Annotated in this window: 16 protein-coding genes; 7 read left to right on the top strand and 9 right to left on the bottom strand. The window is 67.4% G+C overall.

All coding sequences use genetic code 11. From position 1 onward, the window contains the following. Positions 1-82: 82 nt before the first annotated feature. Positions 83-1324, bottom strand: a complete 1242-nt coding sequence (locus tag ABD255_RS12400; protein WP_344213119.1) for an MFS transporter — start codon at positions 1322-1324, stop codon at positions 83-85. Beyond that, positions 1321-2541 (bottom strand): aminotransferase class V-fold PLP-dependent enzyme, encoded by a 1221-nt coding sequence (locus ABD255_RS12395; protein WP_344213117.1) that lies wholly within the window; start codon positions 2539-2541, stop codon positions 1321-1323. The genes ABD255_RS12400 and ABD255_RS12395 overlap by 4 nt, the downstream gene beginning before the upstream one ends. On the opposite strand from ABD255_RS12395, the gene ABD255_RS12390 reads away from it, so the two are divergent. The 6 genes from ABD255_RS12390 (at position 2540) to ABD255_RS12365 (ending at position 8815) form a co-directional block, all read left to right on the top strand. Next, entirely contained in the window at positions 2540-3928 is a 1389-nt protein-coding gene (locus ABD255_RS12390; protein WP_344213115.1) for an aminotransferase-like domain-containing protein, read from the top strand. The two genes, ABD255_RS12395 and ABD255_RS12390, sit on opposite strands and share 2 nt — an antisense overlap. A 71-nt stretch (positions 3929-3999) precedes the next feature. After that, on the top strand, positions 4000-5049 hold the full coding sequence (locus ABD255_RS12385) for a LacI family DNA-binding transcriptional regulator (RefSeq protein WP_344213113.1): 1050 nt from the start codon (positions 4000-4002) through the stop codon (positions 5047-5049). A gap of 102 nt (positions 5050-5151) precedes the next feature. Further along, positions 5152-6453, top strand: coding sequence for an extracellular solute-binding protein (locus ABD255_RS12380; RefSeq protein WP_344213111.1), 1302 nt, complete (start codon positions 5152-5154; stop codon positions 6451-6453). 20 nt (positions 6454-6473) lie between these two features. Next, entirely contained in the window at positions 6474-7406 is a 933-nt protein-coding gene (locus tag ABD255_RS12375) for a carbohydrate ABC transporter permease (protein ID WP_344213109.1), read from the top strand. Further along, a complete protein-coding gene (locus ABD255_RS12370; protein ID WP_344213107.1) occupies positions 7403-8287 on the top strand; it encodes a carbohydrate ABC transporter permease in 885 nt (294 codons plus the stop codon). The genes ABD255_RS12375 and ABD255_RS12370 overlap by 4 nt, the downstream gene beginning before the upstream one ends. 225 nt (positions 8288-8512) lie before the next feature. Continuing rightward, a complete protein-coding gene (locus tag ABD255_RS12365) occupies positions 8513-8815 on the top strand; it encodes a hypothetical protein (RefSeq protein WP_344213105.1) in 303 nt (100 codons plus the stop codon). 90 nt (positions 8816-8905) lie between these two features. Here the strand turns inward: ABD255_RS12365 and ABD255_RS12360 are convergent, their stop codons facing one another. Beyond that, positions 8906-9247: a YciI family protein gene (locus tag ABD255_RS12360; protein WP_344213860.1), complete on the bottom strand. Its 342-nt coding sequence runs from the start codon at positions 9245-9247 to the stop codon at positions 8906-8908. A 59-nt stretch (positions 9248-9306) separates the two neighbouring features. Continuing rightward, on the bottom strand, positions 9307-9999 hold the full coding sequence (locus ABD255_RS12355) for an NAD(P)-dependent oxidoreductase (protein ID WP_344213103.1): 693 nt from the start codon (positions 9997-9999) through the stop codon (positions 9307-9309). Between ABD255_RS12355 and ABD255_RS12350 the strand changes: the two genes are divergently transcribed. Continuing rightward, the gene (locus ABD255_RS12350; RefSeq protein ID WP_344213101.1) at positions 9965-10507 is read left to right on the top strand and encodes a TetR/AcrR family transcriptional regulator; all 543 of its coding nucleotides are present in this window, start codon (positions 9965-9967) and stop codon (positions 10505-10507) included. The two genes, ABD255_RS12355 and ABD255_RS12350, sit on opposite strands and share 35 nt — an antisense overlap. Here ABD255_RS12350 and ABD255_RS12345 read toward each other — a convergent pair. From ABD255_RS12345 to ABD255_RS12325, 5 genes are read right to left on the bottom strand one after another with little or no spacing between them, the layout of a single operon-like run. Further along, the gene (locus ABD255_RS12345) at positions 10494-10952 is read right to left on the bottom strand and encodes a carboxymuconolactone decarboxylase family protein (protein WP_344213099.1); all 459 of its coding nucleotides are present in this window, start codon (positions 10950-10952) and stop codon (positions 10494-10496) included. The two genes, ABD255_RS12350 and ABD255_RS12345, sit on opposite strands and share 14 nt — an antisense overlap. A 31-nt stretch (positions 10953-10983) precedes the next feature. Next, positions 10984-11760, bottom strand: a complete 777-nt coding sequence (locus ABD255_RS12340) for a sugar phosphate isomerase/epimerase family protein (RefSeq protein WP_344213097.1) — start codon at positions 11758-11760, stop codon at positions 10984-10986. 1 nt (position 11761) lies between these two features. Next, positions 11762-12628: a carbohydrate ABC transporter permease gene (locus tag ABD255_RS12335; protein ID WP_344213095.1), complete on the bottom strand. Its 867-nt coding sequence runs from the start codon at positions 12626-12628 to the stop codon at positions 11762-11764. Then, positions 12618-13559 carry a carbohydrate ABC transporter permease gene (locus ABD255_RS12330; protein ID WP_344213093.1) on the bottom strand — a complete coding sequence of 314 codons (942 nt, stop codon included), beginning with the start codon at positions 13557-13559 and terminating at the stop codon, positions 12618-12620. The genes ABD255_RS12335 and ABD255_RS12330 overlap by 11 nt, the downstream gene beginning before the upstream one ends. A gap of 6 nt (positions 13560-13565) precedes the next feature. Next, on the bottom strand, positions 13566-14909 hold the full coding sequence (locus tag ABD255_RS12325) for an ABC transporter substrate-binding protein (RefSeq protein ID WP_344213091.1): 1344 nt from the start codon (positions 14907-14909) through the stop codon (positions 13566-13568). Position 14910 lies beyond the last annotated feature (1 nt).

The raw sequence follows: 14910 nt of genomic DNA, 5'->3' as shown, positions 1-14910 counted from the left end.
GTCTCATTGACATGTCGGTTGAGACTTTGCCCAAGCCCTGAGCGCGGCGATCCGCCTATAAGCCTCTATCGGACGTTGAATCTCACGGTACCGGGAGAGATCGCAGCCGGCTGACCGGCGAGAAGAACAGAGCGACCACGACCGCCGCCGACGCCACGGCCGCAATCGTCAGTGCCATGTGCGCGCCGACCGCGTCCGCCAGCAGCCCGGCCGTGAGTCCCCCGAGCGCGCCACCGCCGAACAGCAGGGTGCGGAAGACGGCCGTCATCCGGCCCATCATCGCCTGCGGCGTGCTGCTCTGCCGCAGGCTGACGATGATCACTCCGGCCACGCCGAGCCCGAGATAGGTGACGAAGAAGGACAGGACGAACAGCACCACCCAGCCGCCGGGCGCCACCACGATGAGCAGCGGGCCGAGCAGCAGCATCGACTGCGCCACCAGGTAGACCCGCCCGACCGGGAACCGGCCGATGATCCGCCGAGCCGACGCGGCCCCGATCAGTCCACCGACCGAAGCCGTCGCGAAGATGACTCCGAGCGTTCGCGACCCGAGGTGCAGGTCATGGGTGCCGTAGAGCAGGAACATCGTCCAGACCGTGACCATCGAGAAGTTGCAGCAGCAGCCGATCAGCGCGAGCGCGCGCAGCAGCGGCGTACCGAGGACCCAACGCAGGCCGTCGCGCAGTTCGACGCCGAGATGTCGTCGCGCGGCAGGGTCTGGGCGGGGCTCCGGCCGCCGGATCAGCAGCAACGACACCACAGAGGCCGCGTACGAGCAGGCGTCGACGATCAGCGCCACTGGTGCGGTCAGCCAACTCACCAACAGACCGGCCAGGCCAGGACCGGCCACGTCGGCAGCCGACGAACTCATTCCCAGCTTCGAACTCGCCTCGACGTAGTGGCGTGGATCCTCGACCAGCGCCGGTACGTAAGACATCCAACTGACGTCGAAGAGCACGGAGGCGATTCCGATCGCACAAGCCATCAACAGCAACGAAGGAAGGTCGAGCAGGTCCAGCCAGTGCAATGTCGGGATCATTGCCAGCAGCACCATCCGGACGAGGTTCGCGCCCAGCATCACCCGGCGGCGGCGAGCCCGGTCGACCCAGACACCGAAGATCAGCGCCAGACCGAGATACGGCGCCAACTGCAGGAACCGCAACAGCCCTACCTGGCTGTCGGTGGCACCGAACGCGTGAATCGCCGTCAGCGGAAGCGCGAGGGTGGTGATCTGGGTTCCGAGCAGCGACACACTCTCGCCGAACCAGAACCTGCGGAAGTCCCTGTTGCGCCACAAGGTCGGCGCCTGGTCGAGAGTGGTCACCGAGCCGCCCGCAGTTCGGCGACGGCCGCGACCACCTCGGCGATCTCGTCCTCGGTGTTGTAGTAGTGCGGCGACAGCCGCAGGCACCAGTCGACGTCCTTGTCGCCGAAGTCGAACTGGGCGAACCATCGGAAGCTCAGCGCCGAATTGATGCTCCGGGCATCCAGCGCTGCCTTGAACGGCGCGGCCTCCCACCCGTCCACCGCGATGGTGACCAACGCCCCCAACTGGTTGCCCCGATCAAGCGCCCGTACTCCGGGCAGCGCGTCGAGGTCGTTCCGCAACCGGCGCGCCAGGTCCGGAGTACGCCGTGAGATCGCCTCCACCCCGACCTCCCGCGCGTACCGAACAGCGGCAGCGCAGCCGAGAACCGTCGCATAGGGGAACTCCCATTCCTCGAACCGGGAGGCCGTCCGGCTCGGCTGGTAGTCACCCGGGGCGGTCCAGTCGGCGCCGTGCATGTCGATGAACAGCGGCTCGTACCCGGCCCGCAGGAACCGATCCGACACGAACAGAAACCCCGAACCCCGTGGCCCGCGCAGGAACTTCCGGCAGGTTCCGGTGAGGAGGTCGCAGCCGATCTCCTCGACATCGATCGGATACTGCCCGACCGACTGGCACGCGTCGACCAGATACAGCAGGTCGAACTCACGGCAGTGCCGGCCGATCTCGGCCACCGGCTGAACCAGGCCGGAGTTGGTCGGGATGTGCGTCGCCGCGACCAACCGCGGCCGGTGCTCCTTCATCAGCAGCGCCATCGCGTCCACGTCGACACCGCCCTCGGGCAGGTCGGGCGCGTGCACGATCTCGACGCCGAACCGGCGCCGCAGCGACAGGAAGGCCAGTTGGTTGGAGATGAAGTCGTTCCGGGTGGTCAGGATGACATCACCACGCTGGAACGGGATCGCCGACAGCGCGGTCGCATAGGCGTGGGTGGCACTTCCTGCGAACGCGATGTTGTCCGGGCCGCTGCCGATCAGTGCGGCCAGTTCGGCGTAGAACTCGCGGACCTCGTCCGCGTGGGCGGCTGCCGCCTCGTACCCGCCGATCCGCGCTTCCAGATCGAGGTGGTCTTGCATCGCTTGCAGGACGGGAGCCGCGAGCAAGCCGCAGCCCGCGTTGTTGAAGTGGATGACGTGCTCGCACCCCGGGGTGTCGGCCCGCAGGGCTGATAGCGATTCCCATTCCGGCGCAGTAGCGCTACTATGCTCTCTCATGTCAGACAGTAGCACTTCTGGCGCCCTGCTCAGCGCCCTCCGCGACCTCGTCCAGCGGTCGGCGCCGGGGGAGAAGTTGCCGAGCAGCCGCGAGTTGATCGACCGTCACCGCGTCGGTCCCGGCACGGTCTCCCGAGCGATCGCGCAACTCGCTGCTGAAGGTGCTGTCATCACCCGACCCGGCAGCGGCACCTACGTCGCTCCACGTTCACCGCGAGCCGACGCCATCCCCGACACCGCGTGGCAGACGGTCGCCCTGGCCGACCGCAGCGTCGACTCGCGCTCACTCAGCGACTCCCTTGGACCGGCTCCCGAGGGTGCGATCCACCTCGACGGCGGCTACCTGCACCCGTCACTGCAACCGACCCGAGGTTTGAGCGCGGCCCTTGCCCGGGCTGCGCGCCGCCCCGACGCCTGGGATCGTGCGCCGGCCAACGGCCTCAGTTCGTTGCGAACGGTCTTCGCCAGACTCGCCGGGGCCGACGTAACCCCGGACGACGTACTGATCACGGCAGGCGGGCAGAGTGCCTTGTCGATCGCCTTTCGGGCCATCGCCGGCCCCGGAAGCCCTGTCCTGGTGGAAGCTCCGAGCTATCCGGGTGCTCTGGCCGCGGCGCGTGCCGCCGGTCTCAGCCCAGTTCCCGTGCCTCTCGATCAGGAAGGCGTGCGTCCTGACCTGCTGGCAGAGGCCTTCGCCAGGTCCGGGGCGCGCCTGCTCTACTGCCAGCCGACCTACCAGAACCCGACCGGCGCAGTACTCGCGGCCGAGCGCCGGCGGCAGGTGGTCGAAGTTGCCCGGGCCGCAGGCGCCTTCATCCTGGAAGATGACTTCGCCAGGTTGCTCGGCCATGGCTCACCGGTCCCCAAGCCATTGCTGACCGAGGATCGCGACGGCACGGTCGTCTACCTGACCTCGCTGACCAAACCGGCCGCGCCGAGTCTGCGGATCGGTGCGCTGATCGCCCGCGGGCCGGTGCTCGAGCGCCTCCGGGCGATCCGTCAGGTCGATGACTTCTTCGTACCGCGTCCGCTGCAGGAGGCGGCTCTCGAACTGGTCAGTTCGCCTTCCTGGGAACGGCATCTGCGCGGTCTCGCGACCTCGCTGAGGCAACGCTGCCGCGAACTCGCGACCCAACTGGCCGACGTGCAGCCGGACTGGACGATCAACCGGCCACCCGACGGCGGTCTCCACCTCTGGGTCCGCCTTCCGCCCGGCATCGAGGACACCGAAGTCTCAGCCGAGGCCAGGCGACTCGGAGTGCTGGTCAGCGCCGGCCAGCGCTACTTCGCCACCGAGAAGCCCGGCGCGTGGCTGCGGTTCAACTTCGCCGCGGCCGCCGACCTGGCCGAACTCACACTGGCCGCGCGACGCCTTCGCGGCATCTGACCTCATCGAGCAGTACCCGTTGACAACGAAGGCATCCCAGCCGCCGAGCCGACGTCGGTGACAATGGGGGCATGCGTGCCACCGTCAAAGACGTCGCCAAGCTGGCCGGGGTCTCCCCGAAGACGGTGTCCAACGTCATCAACGGGATCGTCTTCGTCCGTCCGGAGACCCGTGAGCGGGTCGAGCAGGCCCTGGCCGAGCTGGACTACGTTCCCAACCTGAGCGCGCGCGGCCTGCGCAACGGCCGCTCGGGGATGATCGGTCTGGCGCTGCCCGACCTGCTCCGGCCCTACTCGGCCGAGATCACCCACCTGGTCGTGGAGTTGGCTCACCAGCGCGGCTGGGGAGTGCAGATCGAGCAGACCGCGGCCGAGCCGAAGCGAGAGTTCGAGTTGCTCTCGAAGGCTCGCGCGAACCTCGTCGACGGCCTGATCCTCAACCCGGTCAACCTCGACGACAGTGCGGTGATGACCGCCGGTCCACTGCCCGCCGTCGTCCTGATCGGCGACGTCGACCAGGACGTGGTCAGCCAGGTGGCCATCGACAATGTCGGCGCTGCCCGGGAGATGACGCAGCACCTCATCGAGCAGGGTTTCCGCCGGATCGCAGCGGTCGGCACCCCGGAGATCCCCCGCGGTGCGAGCGGCACCGGCCGCGTCGGCGGAACCGCAGACACCCCCGGTACTGCGGCCGCCCGGCTCCGTACGACCGGGTATCGCGAGGCGCTGGAGGCAGCCGGCCTACCCCACGATCCGGAGCTCGAGATCGGCCTCGACCGCTGGAGTCCGGAGGGCGCCGCCACGGTGGTCGGCCGCTACCTCGAGGACCACGAGACGCCGGACGCGCTGTTCTGCTTCACCGACACGATCGCGGCCGGAGCCCTGTCGGCGCTGTGGACGGCAGGGGTCGCAGTACCGGGGGATTGCGCGGTCGCGGGTTTCGACAACATCCTCGAGAGTCAGTACACCGTGCCGCCGCTGACGACCGTCGACTTCGATCGCCGGCAGTTCGTCCAGTCGGCCCTCGATCTGCTCGGTGAGCGGATGGCGGACAAGGATGCCCAGCCACGCCGGGTAGTCGTCCCGCACCGCATCGTCAGCCGCGCCAGCACGGCGCGCTAGCCCCCGCCGACCACATAAACGCACAAAAACCAAGACGTCTACCCTCTTGTCAACCTATTTCAACGATGTAATGATCGGTGCCGCCTGCGAAGGAGAGAGCCCATGGCATCGATCGATCGTCAGTTCTCCCGGCGCCGCCTGCTCTCCGGAGCGGCCGCGCTGGCCGGTGGTGGCCTGTTGCTCGGCTGCGCACCGGGAGCACGGAACTCAGCGGAAGACCTGACCTATTGGCACCTGATGAGCGGCGGCGACGGCGTCGTGATGGCCGGCCTGGTCGACGCCGTGAACGGCCTCAACGCCGGCTTTCGGGCGACCCAGACCGTGCTGGCCTGGGGACCGCCGTACTACACGAAGCTGGCGATGGCCTCGGCCGGCGGCAGAGCTCCCGACCTGGCGGTCATGCACGCCTCCCGCATCGCCGGTTACGCGCCCGGCGGTCTGCTCGAGCCGTGGGACCTCGACGAACTGGCCGAGGTCGGCATCCACGAGAGCGACTTCCCGCCGCTGGTGTGGCAGAAGGGCATGTACGACGGCAAGCTCTACTCGATCGCCCTCGACACGCATCCCTTCGTCCTCTACTACAACACCGACCACGCTCGGAAGGCCGGTGTCACCAGCGCTCTGAAGACGATGGACTCGCCCGAGGAGTTCGTCGAGGTCGCCCGCAAGTTGCAGCAGGTGACCGGCAAACACGGCTTGTCGTACGGCTACCTCGGCGACGGCTCGCAGATGTGGCGGCTGTTCTACACGCTCTATCGCCAGACCGGCGCGGAGATGAAACTCGTCCCGGGCAGCCCGGCCGACGTCGACGAGGCCGCCGCGGTGAAGACGCTGACCTTCGTTCGCTCGTTGCTGGACGACAACATCGCCAGCCGCAGCGGCGACGGCGGTACCGCGACCAGCGAGTTCCTGCACGGCGAGAGCGGCCTCTTCTTCGGTGGAGTCTGGGAGTTGCCCGTGCTCAAGGCGGCCAAGCTTGGGTTCGACGCGCAGCCCATCCCGACCCTCTTCGGTACTCCGGCCGCGTACGCCGACTCGCACACGTTCGTGCTGCCACGGCAGTCGAAGGTGTCACCCGAGCGACGCAAGCACGTGTACCGGATGGTCGCGGAGATCCTCAAACGGTCCGTGTCCTGGGCGGGCGCGGGCCACATCCCGGCGTACCAGCCGGTGATCGAGAGCCCGGAGTACCAGCAGTTGAAGCCCCAGTCGAACTACGCCGGCATCCCGGAGTACGTGAACTACGACCCGGACGCCTGGTTCGGCGGCGCCGGCAGCGACTTCCACCGGTACTTCGCCGAGAACGTGCAGAACGTGTACCTGGGCAGCGGCGATCCCGCGGCCGGGTTCGACGGATTCGTGAAGCGGTTGAACGTGCTGCTCGACCGGCCGCAACCGGTCTGACGCCTGAGAAGGAGATGCGTATGTCGACCGCCATCGACAGTCCCGCGGCCGCCACGCCGGTCGTTGCCCAAAGCAAGCTCAGGGCCAGGCGGGGGGAGACGCTGACCGGCTGGGCGTTCGCCGCGCCGTTCGCGGTCCTGTTCGTGCTGTTCCTGGTCGTGCCGGCGATCTACGGCCTGTACCTGAGCTTCACCGGCGAGACGCTGACCGGTTCCAACTCCGACCTGATCGGGTTCGCGAACTACGCCGAGGCCCTACGAGACCCGGACATGTGGCGTTCGCTCGGCAACACCGCCTGGTTCACCCTGCTCAGCACCGTGCCGCTGGTCGTGCTGTCGCTGGCCTTCGCGCTGCTGGTGAACCTCGGCCTACCGGGCCGGTGGCTGTGGCGGCTGTCGTTCTTCCTGCCGTACCTGCTCGCCTCCACCGTGGTCGTGCTGTTCTGGGCCTGGATGTACAACCCGAAGATCGGCCTGGTCAACGGCGTGCTCGCCGAGTTCGGGATCGCCCCGGTGGCGTGGCTGCAGGATCCGAAGGTGGCGATGATCTCGGTGGTGATCACCACCTTGTGGTGGACCATCGGCTTCAACTTCCTGCTGTACCTGGCCGCGTTGCAGAACATCCCCGAGCAGCAGTTCGAGGCCGCCGCGATCGACGGCGCGGGGAAGTGGCGGCAACTGTTCTCGATCGTGATCCCGCAACTCGCGCCGACCACCGCGCTGATCCTGACGCTGCAGGTGCTCGCGTCGCTGAAGGTGTTCGACCAGATCTACATGCTGACCAACGGCGGACCGGCCGGTTCGACCCGCTCGATCGTGCAGTACATCTACGAGTCCGGCTTCACCGGCTACCGGTTCGGCTACTCCTCGGCGATCTCCTACCTCTTCTTCGCGATCATCGTGCTGGTCTCGCTGGCGCAGTACAAACTCATCAACCGCAGGAGTGGCTCGTGAGCACCTACACGTTGTCCCGCGGCCTCAAGGGCAGGGGATACAAGCCGGGCGAGAACCCGTGGAGCGTCTCGCGGATGGTGGCGCTGCTGATCCTGGCGTTCCTGGCGGCCACCTGGCTGGTCCCGTTCGCGTGGGCGGTGCTCACGTCGCTGAAGAGCGAGGCCGACGCCGGTGCCTCGACGCTCAGCCTGTCGCCGCCGGACGGGTTCAGCCTGGACGCCTATCGCAAGGTGCTGTCGGCCGGCGACATCCCGGCCTGGGCGTGGAACAGCCTGATCACTTCCGCGGCAATCACTTTCGTCACCGTGGCCACCTCCGCACTGGCCGGATACGCATTCTCGCGAATGGATTTCCGCGGCCGGCGCTGGCTGTACGCCGCCATCATCGCGGCCATCATCATCCCGCCGCAGTTGCTGATCGTGCCGCTGTTCCGGCAGATGCTCGCCTTCGACCTGGTCGACACCTATTGGGGAATCATTCTGCCGCAAGCGTTTGCGCCGACCATGGTGCTCATTTTGAAGCGCTTCTTCGACCAGATTCCGGTGGAACTGGAGGACGCCGCCCGGGTCGACGGCGCCCATCGGCTCCGGGTCTTCTGGTCGATCGTGCTGCCGCTGTCGCGCCCGATCCTTGCCGCGGTGGCGATCTTCGTCTTCATCGGCGCGTGGAACAACTTCCTCTGGCCCTTCATCGTCACCACCGACGCCGACCTGATGACGCTGCCGGTCGGGCTGCAGACGGTAAAGAGCGCCTATGGTCTGCAATATGCGCAGAACATGGCGTCCGCGATCCTCGCCGCGCTGCCACTGGTCGCCGTTTTCCTCTTTTTCCAAAGGCAGATCATCAAGGGAATCGCGACCACTGGTTTCGGCGGGCAGTAGTAGTTCGGCGGACAATGGTTCCGGCAGGCGGGATTCACCGGGCGATCCCTTGAAAAGGTCGTCACCGTGAGCAAGGCTGCCGGGATCACTTCCGTGCCGAGTGGAGTACGGAGTGGTGCAACTGTTGCGCAGTACTGCGCAGTGAGGACCGTTGCGCCGTACTGACAGTTGCTTCGTCATCAACTGTTCCTCGGGGGAACGAAGAGAGGGGGATGTGTGTCACCGATGAAGAAGCTCGCCGAGCAGTGCCGTGGTGTGAGGAGTCACGGCACGCAAAAGCTCGGCCGGGCTGCGGTCCAACCGGCCGTCTGTACCGGGATCCACGAGGTGAGCTCGTCGATGCCGGCCGGTCAGCCGCGTCGCGTGGCGGTGCTGAGGCTGAGCAACGGCCTGACCAGCACACTGCGTCTGGGCGAGGGTGCGCGAGCGCCCGAGACCGGCGCGACCGTGTTCGTCCAGGGTGGCCGGGGGATGGGAGACCAACCCGCCTCAGGTGGGGTCACTCTCGCACCGAGCTGTCCGAGCTGACCGAAGCTGGGTAACACCGGCTGAGTCAGTGGCTCGCCGGTCTCAGGTCAACGCCGAGCTGAGACCGGCAAGTCCCTGGACAGCCGGTTCCTACTCCTCGAACGGCTCGGTGAGCGCACGGACCTCGACGGGTGAGTAGCGGGCCTCGGGCAGCCGGGCCGCGAGTTCCGTCGCGCGTTCCAGGGTGCAGTCGAGCAGGTAGTAGCCCGCCAGCACCTCCTTGGACTCGGTGAACGGCCCGTCCGTCACGGCCGGCACCCCGTCCTTGACCTGGACGACGCGGGCCCGGTCGGTGGTCAGTCCGTCGGCCGCGAGCAGTTCGCCGTTGGCACGGGTCTCCGCGAGCATCCCGCGGTGCACGTCGTAGACGGACTCGATCCCCTCGGCGGCCAGCGCGTCCCACGTGTCCGCGTTGCCGTAGATCAACAGCATGTACTTCACGGTGGCTCCTCTGTCGGGGTCTGACAGCGGGGACGTCGAAACACCGCCGCTCATCTCGACATGATGGCCTCTCGCCAGATCACCCGGGCGATCCTCGGCCGGACCGCGGTGGTGATCACGGCCATCACCCGGCGAACGAAGGCGTCACCGCTCAACTGGTCGAGCATGCTCGCCGCGAGGTCCTCACGGGCGGTGAACAACCCGTCGGCCTGGTCCTCCGGCAGTTCGTACGCCGTCGGCGCGTGGTTGCTGAACAATCCGGACGGCCGCACGATCGTCCAGTCGAGCCCGCTCGCGCGCACCAGTTGCTCCATCCGTCGCAGGTCGTCGTGGGTCGTCCGCACCATCACCCGGTTCACCACGGGATCGAGCACGTTGTTGAAGAAGAACGCGTTGCTGGGCCGCCACCCAGGCTCGAGAACGACCGAACTGACGACGAACAGCCGCTTGACGCCGTGCTCGTGCATGGCGTCGATGACCGTGCGAGCCGCCGTCGAGTGGAGTTCGACGGGTTGCCGGGTCGGTTTGCCTCCGACGACCGAGAACACGGCGTCGCTGCCGGCCACCGCGGTACGGACTGCGGCCGCGTCAGCCACATCGGCCCGTACTACGGTCAGCCCCGCGCGCGGCTCGACCTTCTCCGGATGACGAACGGCTGCCACCACCTGATGCCCCGCCGCCAGAGCTTGCTCGACCAGGACCCGGCCGGTGGAACCAGCCGCTCCGAACACGACGGTGCGCAAGGTCGCTGCCGCGGCCGAGGTCGACTCCGCGCTGATCAGCTATCACTTCGGATCGAAGCAAGGGCTGTTCGGGGAGGCGATGCAGTTTCGCTGCGGCAAGTCGGCCGCGATGGCTCGGGCGCTGCAGGGGGACCAGGCGGGGTTCGCTGATCGGCTGCTCGAGGCGGTGCTCGAGATGTGGGCCGACGCGCAGCCGCTGGCCGAGCTGACCCGGATGGCGCCGCAGGACGCGGACGTGATGCTGGTGCTGCAGGAGTTCCTCGAACGCGAGGTGCACGGCCGGATTGCTGAATTTCTGCGCGGTCCCGAGGCGACCGATCGGGCCACCGCCGCGGTCGCGGTGATCGGTGGCCTGATCCTCACCCGCTACCTGAACCCGCTCCGTCCGGCGTCGACGATGACGGACGCCGACGTACGCCGGATCCTGGCCCCGGCCCTGCGGGCGGCTCTTCAGCCGGCCCGGAGATCCCGGGCGGTGACGCCGGTCAGGGCCATCAGCCCCAGGTAGCGCCGGCGGGTTCGCGGATCGTGGTGTTGATGCGGTTGAAGAGGTTGGTCAGGCTGATCATCAAGATGATCGCGGCCAGTTGCTGCTCGTCGAAGTGGTCCGCGGCCTCGTCCCAGATCTCGTCCGTCACCGCGTCCGGGCGGTCGGCCAGCCGGGTCGCCGCCTCGGTCATCGCCAGGGCCGCGCGCTCGGCGTCGGTGAACAGGCCGGACTCCCGCCAGGCCACCACCTGGAACAGCCGCTCGTCGGCCTCGCCGTTCTTCCGCGCGCTCTTCACCCCGCTGTCCACACAGGCGCTGCAACCGTTGATCTGGCTGGCGCGCAGGTGCACCAGCTCGAGCGTGGTGGCCGGCACGCCGCCCTTGTGCATCGCCTGATAGAGGTGCTGGATCCCGGTCATTGCGTCCGGCAACACCTTCGCGGGGTTCTTCATCCTGACGGCCATCGTCGTTCTCCTCAGTGGTTTTCCGTTGCTGTCATCCCCCTGACGGATCGGCCAACGAAGATGTGACAGCTGCCTGGAGGTCGGCTCTCAGCCGCTCCTCGACCGGCACCGACGGGTCGGAGTACTGGCCGGTGAGGCAGATCGGGCCGGTGAAGTCCTGCAGGTGGCGGAAGACCGCGGACCAATCGGACAAGCCTTCGCCGGCCTGGACGAACCAGGGCTTCCAGCCACCGTCGGCTTCGACGTACTTGACGTTCTTGAGGTTGACGATCCCCAGGCGCTCGCGGACCAGCTCAAGGGTGATGGCGGGATCGTCGCCCGCCAGCGCATCGTGGGCGGCGTCCCAGACCACCTTGAACTGGCCAGGCAGTCCCTCGAGCAACTGCATGACCCCCAAAGACGACGACATGAACTTGCCGTGATGAGGCTGCACCCCAACCTGTACGCCGTACTGCTCCGCGAGCGCGGCTGTCTCCTCAAGCAGTCGCCTGGTACGCCTGACCGAGGCGACATATCCGTCGGGGCCCAGCGGCGCCATGATCCGGATCATCGGCACCCCTGCCTGCGCACACGCTGCGAACGTCGCCTCGGACAGGTCACTGGCGATGCTGATCGGTTCGACGCCCTCCGCGCGCAGTTGCGCGGCGAACTTCGGAAGCTCGGCCTCGGCGGTCGCGGGAGTCACGTAGGCGGTGTCGCGGACGGGGATCTCGGCGCCGGTGAAGCCGAGCCCGGCGACGAGCCGGCCGAGCTCGTCACCGGGGAGTTCCGGCCACGGCTTGGTGAAGACGGACCAGAGATAGCTCATATCAGCGGCCTCCCAGCCCGCTCATGGTGATGCCTTTGACGAACCAGCGTTGGGTCAGGAAGAAGAGCACGATCAACGGCACGGTGGTGATCGTCGCCGCCATCAGCAGCAGGTTCCACTGGGTGCCGTTGGTGTCCTGGAAGACCTGCAGCCCGACGGCCGCAGTACGGGTTGAATCGCTGTTGGAGATGACGAGCGGCCAGAGCAGGTTGTTCCACTGGCCGATGAACTTGAAGACGGCCAGCGTCGCGATCGCCGGAATCGCCAGCGGCACGATCACCCGGGTGAACGCCTGCCACCGGTTCGCGCCGTCCAGGCGGGCGGCCTCCTCGTAGTCGCGGGGGATGCCCAGGAAGAACTGCCGCAGCAGGAACACGCCGAGCGCGGTGAACGCGTGCGGCAGGATCATTCCCGGCCAGGTGTCGATCCCGTGCAACTTGGCGACCAGGACGAACTGCGGGATCAGCGTCACCTGTGACGGGATCATCAACGTCGCCAGGTAGATGCCGAACAACCAACTCCGGCCGGGGAAGTTCAGCCGGGCGAAGGCGTAGGCGGCCAGGGCGGCCGTCACGGTCTCCAGCAGGGTGGTGCCGGCCGCGAAGATGATCGTGTTGAGCAGGTAGCGGCCGAGCGGGACGAGGTCGAAGGCGCGGGTGAGATTCTCCGGATGCCAACTGCTCGGCCAGAACGACGGCCGCGCGGCCATCGACTCGGCGTCGGACTGGAACGCGACCAGCACCATCATCACGACCGGGACCAGCGTCACCGCGGTGACGACGAAACAGCCGAACACCACGAGTTTGCGGGTCGCGACCGGATTGCCGGCCAGTGACCGCCGCAGCGGCGCGAGGGCTTCAGTTGTCATAGTGCACGAGCCTCCTCTGGAGGAGGAACTGGGCCGCGGTGATCACCACGATGAACGCGAACAGCACCAGCGACTGAGCCGCCGCATAGCCCTGGTCGTAGTTCTCGAACCCGGTTCGGTAGATGTACATCACGAGCGTGGTGGTACGGGACCCCGGCCCGCCGTTCGTCATGATCAGGGCCTGGTCGAAGACCTGGAACGACCCGATCACCGACGTGACGACGACGAAGAACAGCGCCGGCGACAGCATCGGCAGGGTGACGCTGCGGAAAGTCTGCCAAGCCGAGCTGCCATCCACCCTCGCGGCCTCGTACAGCTGCTGCGGGATCGCCTGCAGCCCGGCCAGGAACACCACCATGCCGAAGCCGAAGCTCTTCCAGACACTCATCGCGATCAGCGCCGGCATCGCCCAGTTGTCGCTGATCAGCCAGGCGGGCCCGTTGATGCCGACCAGGCCCAGCACGGAGTTCATCAGTCCGTCGTGCGGGATGTAGAGCCAGATCCAGACGAACGCGACCGCCACCGTGATCGTTGCGTACGGCAACAGCAGTAGCGACCGGAAGACCGCCACCCGGCGCAGCCCCTGGTTCAGCAGCAAGGCCAGCCCGAGACTGACCAGCAGCGTCAGCGGCACGCTCACAAAGGTGAAGTACGCCGTGTTGCCCAGCGCGGACCAGAACGTCGGGTCGGGCCCGAGCCGGGCGAAGTTCTTCAGGCCCGCCCACGTGGGGGAGCTGAAGAGGTTCCAATTGAGCAGCGAGATCACCCCGGCCGCGACGACCGGCCCGGCGGTGAAGATCAGGAACCCGATCAGGCTCGGGAAGATGAACAGCCAGGCGGCGAGCGTCTCCTTGTTCCGCCAGCGAGGTGTCGGTCCGGTCGGCGCGGTCGCGCGCGGAGCAGTCCGCGCGGGCAGCGTGTCGACAGCCATTCGAGCTCACCCCTTCCGGGCTTGGGCTTGGCGGATGTTGTCCTGGTGCTGCTTCATCAGTACGTCGAGGCGCGGCGTCAGGCCGTCGATCACCTCGGGCACGCTGACCTGGCCGAGGAACGTGCGCGGCAGGTCCTGGCCGAGCAGTTGCTTGACCTGGTTCCAGTTCGTGGTGACGTCGAACGGGTGGCCGCCGGCGACCTTGCCCGCCAGGATCTGCTGCACCACGCCGAGGTTGTCCGGTGGCGGCTTGAACGCGCTGCCCGCCGCCAGTCGCGCCGGGTTGTTCCGGCCGGCCTTCGCATAGATGTCCAGCGCACCGGTACTGGTCAGCGTCTTGAGCAGCTTCCACGCCAACTCGAGGTCGTCGCCCTTGACCGCGGCCGGAATCGCGAAGGACGAGCCGGACACGCGGGGCGTACTCCCGGCCGGGCCGGCGGGGAACGGGATGACGTCCCAGTCGAACTTCGCCTTCCGGACGTTGACCACCTGCCACGGGCCGTTCTGCATGAAGGCGACGTTGCCCTCCATGAAATTGGACAGCGAACTCTCGGTGACCAGGTTGCTGATCGGCGGCGTCACCTTGTCCTTGACGAACAGGTCGATGACGAACTGGATCGCCTGCAGCGCCTCCGGGCGGTTCAGCGTGCTGACCGTGCCCTCGTCGTTCATGACGTTGCCGCCCGCGCAGTAGATCCACGAGACCAGGTCGTCGATCGCCGGCGCGCAGGTGAAGCCGAACTGGTCCGGCGGCCGGGTCAACTCCTTGGCAAGACCCCGGAACGTCTCCCACGTCATCGGTTCGGTCCGCGACGGCAGCGGGATGCCGGCCTTCGTCAGGAGGGACTTGTTGTAGTAGAGCACCGTCGGGGCGACGTCGAAGCCGATCGCGTAGGTCTGGCCGTTGAAGGTCGAGATCTTCCGGATGGCCGGGTAGAAGTCGTCGAGCCGGAAGTCGGGGTCGGCGGCGATCAGGTCATCGAGCGGACGGTGCGCGCCGCGGGCGGCGTAGGTGGGGATCAGGGTTCCGTTCAGCGCGGTCACCAGGCCGGCTGTTCCGCTGACGAGTTGCAGGTCGAGCTTGGTCGGGTAGCCGCCCGACGGGGTCAGGGTCGGGATCGACTCGACCTTCAGCGTGCCGGCGACGTACTTGCTGAAGTCGTCCCAAACCTTGCGTTCGGCCGGGCTGCTCGACCACATCGACCAGGTTGCCGCGCCGGACGGGGTGGATGAGCAGGCGGAGAGAACTCCGGTCGAGGCCGCGGCGAGTCCTGCCAGGCCGGTGAGTTTGAGTAGGCCGCGGCGAGACAGTTCGCTGCGTGGTGGGTGGGGGTTGGTGCGGGCGGACATG

It is taken from the genome of Kribbella sancticallisti (assembly GCF_039530625.1).
In the GTDB taxonomy this organism is placed as follows: domain Bacteria; phylum Actinomycetota; class Actinomycetes; order Propionibacteriales; family Kribbellaceae; genus Kribbella; species Kribbella sancticallisti.
Note: the sequence above shows the minus strand (reverse complement) of the source record. Positions and strands in the feature narration are given on the sequence as shown.

Coding starts and splice junctions, on each gene's coding strand:
- ABD255_RS12390 (WP_344213115.1), top strand. CDS start 2,540: ATGTCAGACAGTAGCACTTCTGGCGCCCTGCTCAGCGCCCTCCGCGAC.
- ABD255_RS12395 (WP_344213117.1), bottom strand. CDS start 2,541: ATGAGAGAGCATAGTAGCGCTACTGCGCCGGAATGGGAATCGCTATCA.
- ABD255_RS12385 (WP_344213113.1), top strand. CDS start 4,000: ATGCGTGCCACCGTCAAAGACGTCGCCAAGCTGGCCGGGGTCTCCCCG.
- ABD255_RS12380 (WP_344213111.1), top strand. CDS start 5,152: ATGGCATCGATCGATCGTCAGTTCTCCCGGCGCCGCCTGCTCTCCGGA.
- ABD255_RS12375 (WP_344213109.1), top strand. CDS start 6,474: ATGTCGACCGCCATCGACAGTCCCGCGGCCGCCACGCCGGTCGTTGCC.
- ABD255_RS12365 (WP_344213105.1), top strand. CDS start 8,513: ATGAAGAAGCTCGCCGAGCAGTGCCGTGGTGTGAGGAGTCACGGCACG.
- ABD255_RS12360 (WP_344213860.1), bottom strand. CDS start 9,247: ATGCTGTTGATCTACGGCAACGCGGACACGTGGGACGCGCTGGCCGCC.
- ABD255_RS12345 (WP_344213099.1), bottom strand. CDS start 10,952: ATGGCCGTCAGGATGAAGAACCCCGCGAAGGTGTTGCCGGACGCAATG.
- ABD255_RS12340 (WP_344213097.1), bottom strand. CDS start 11,760: ATGAGCTATCTCTGGTCCGTCTTCACCAAGCCGTGGCCGGAACTCCCC.
- ABD255_RS12335 (WP_344213095.1), bottom strand. CDS start 12,628: ATGACAACTGAAGCCCTCGCGCCGCTGCGGCGGTCACTGGCCGGCAAT.
- ABD255_RS12330 (WP_344213093.1), bottom strand. CDS start 13,559: ATGGCTGTCGACACGCTGCCCGCGCGGACTGCTCCGCGCGCGACCGCG.
- ABD255_RS12325 (WP_344213091.1), bottom strand. CDS start 14,909: ATGTCCGCCCGCACCAACCCCCACCCACCACGCAGCGAACTGTCTCGC.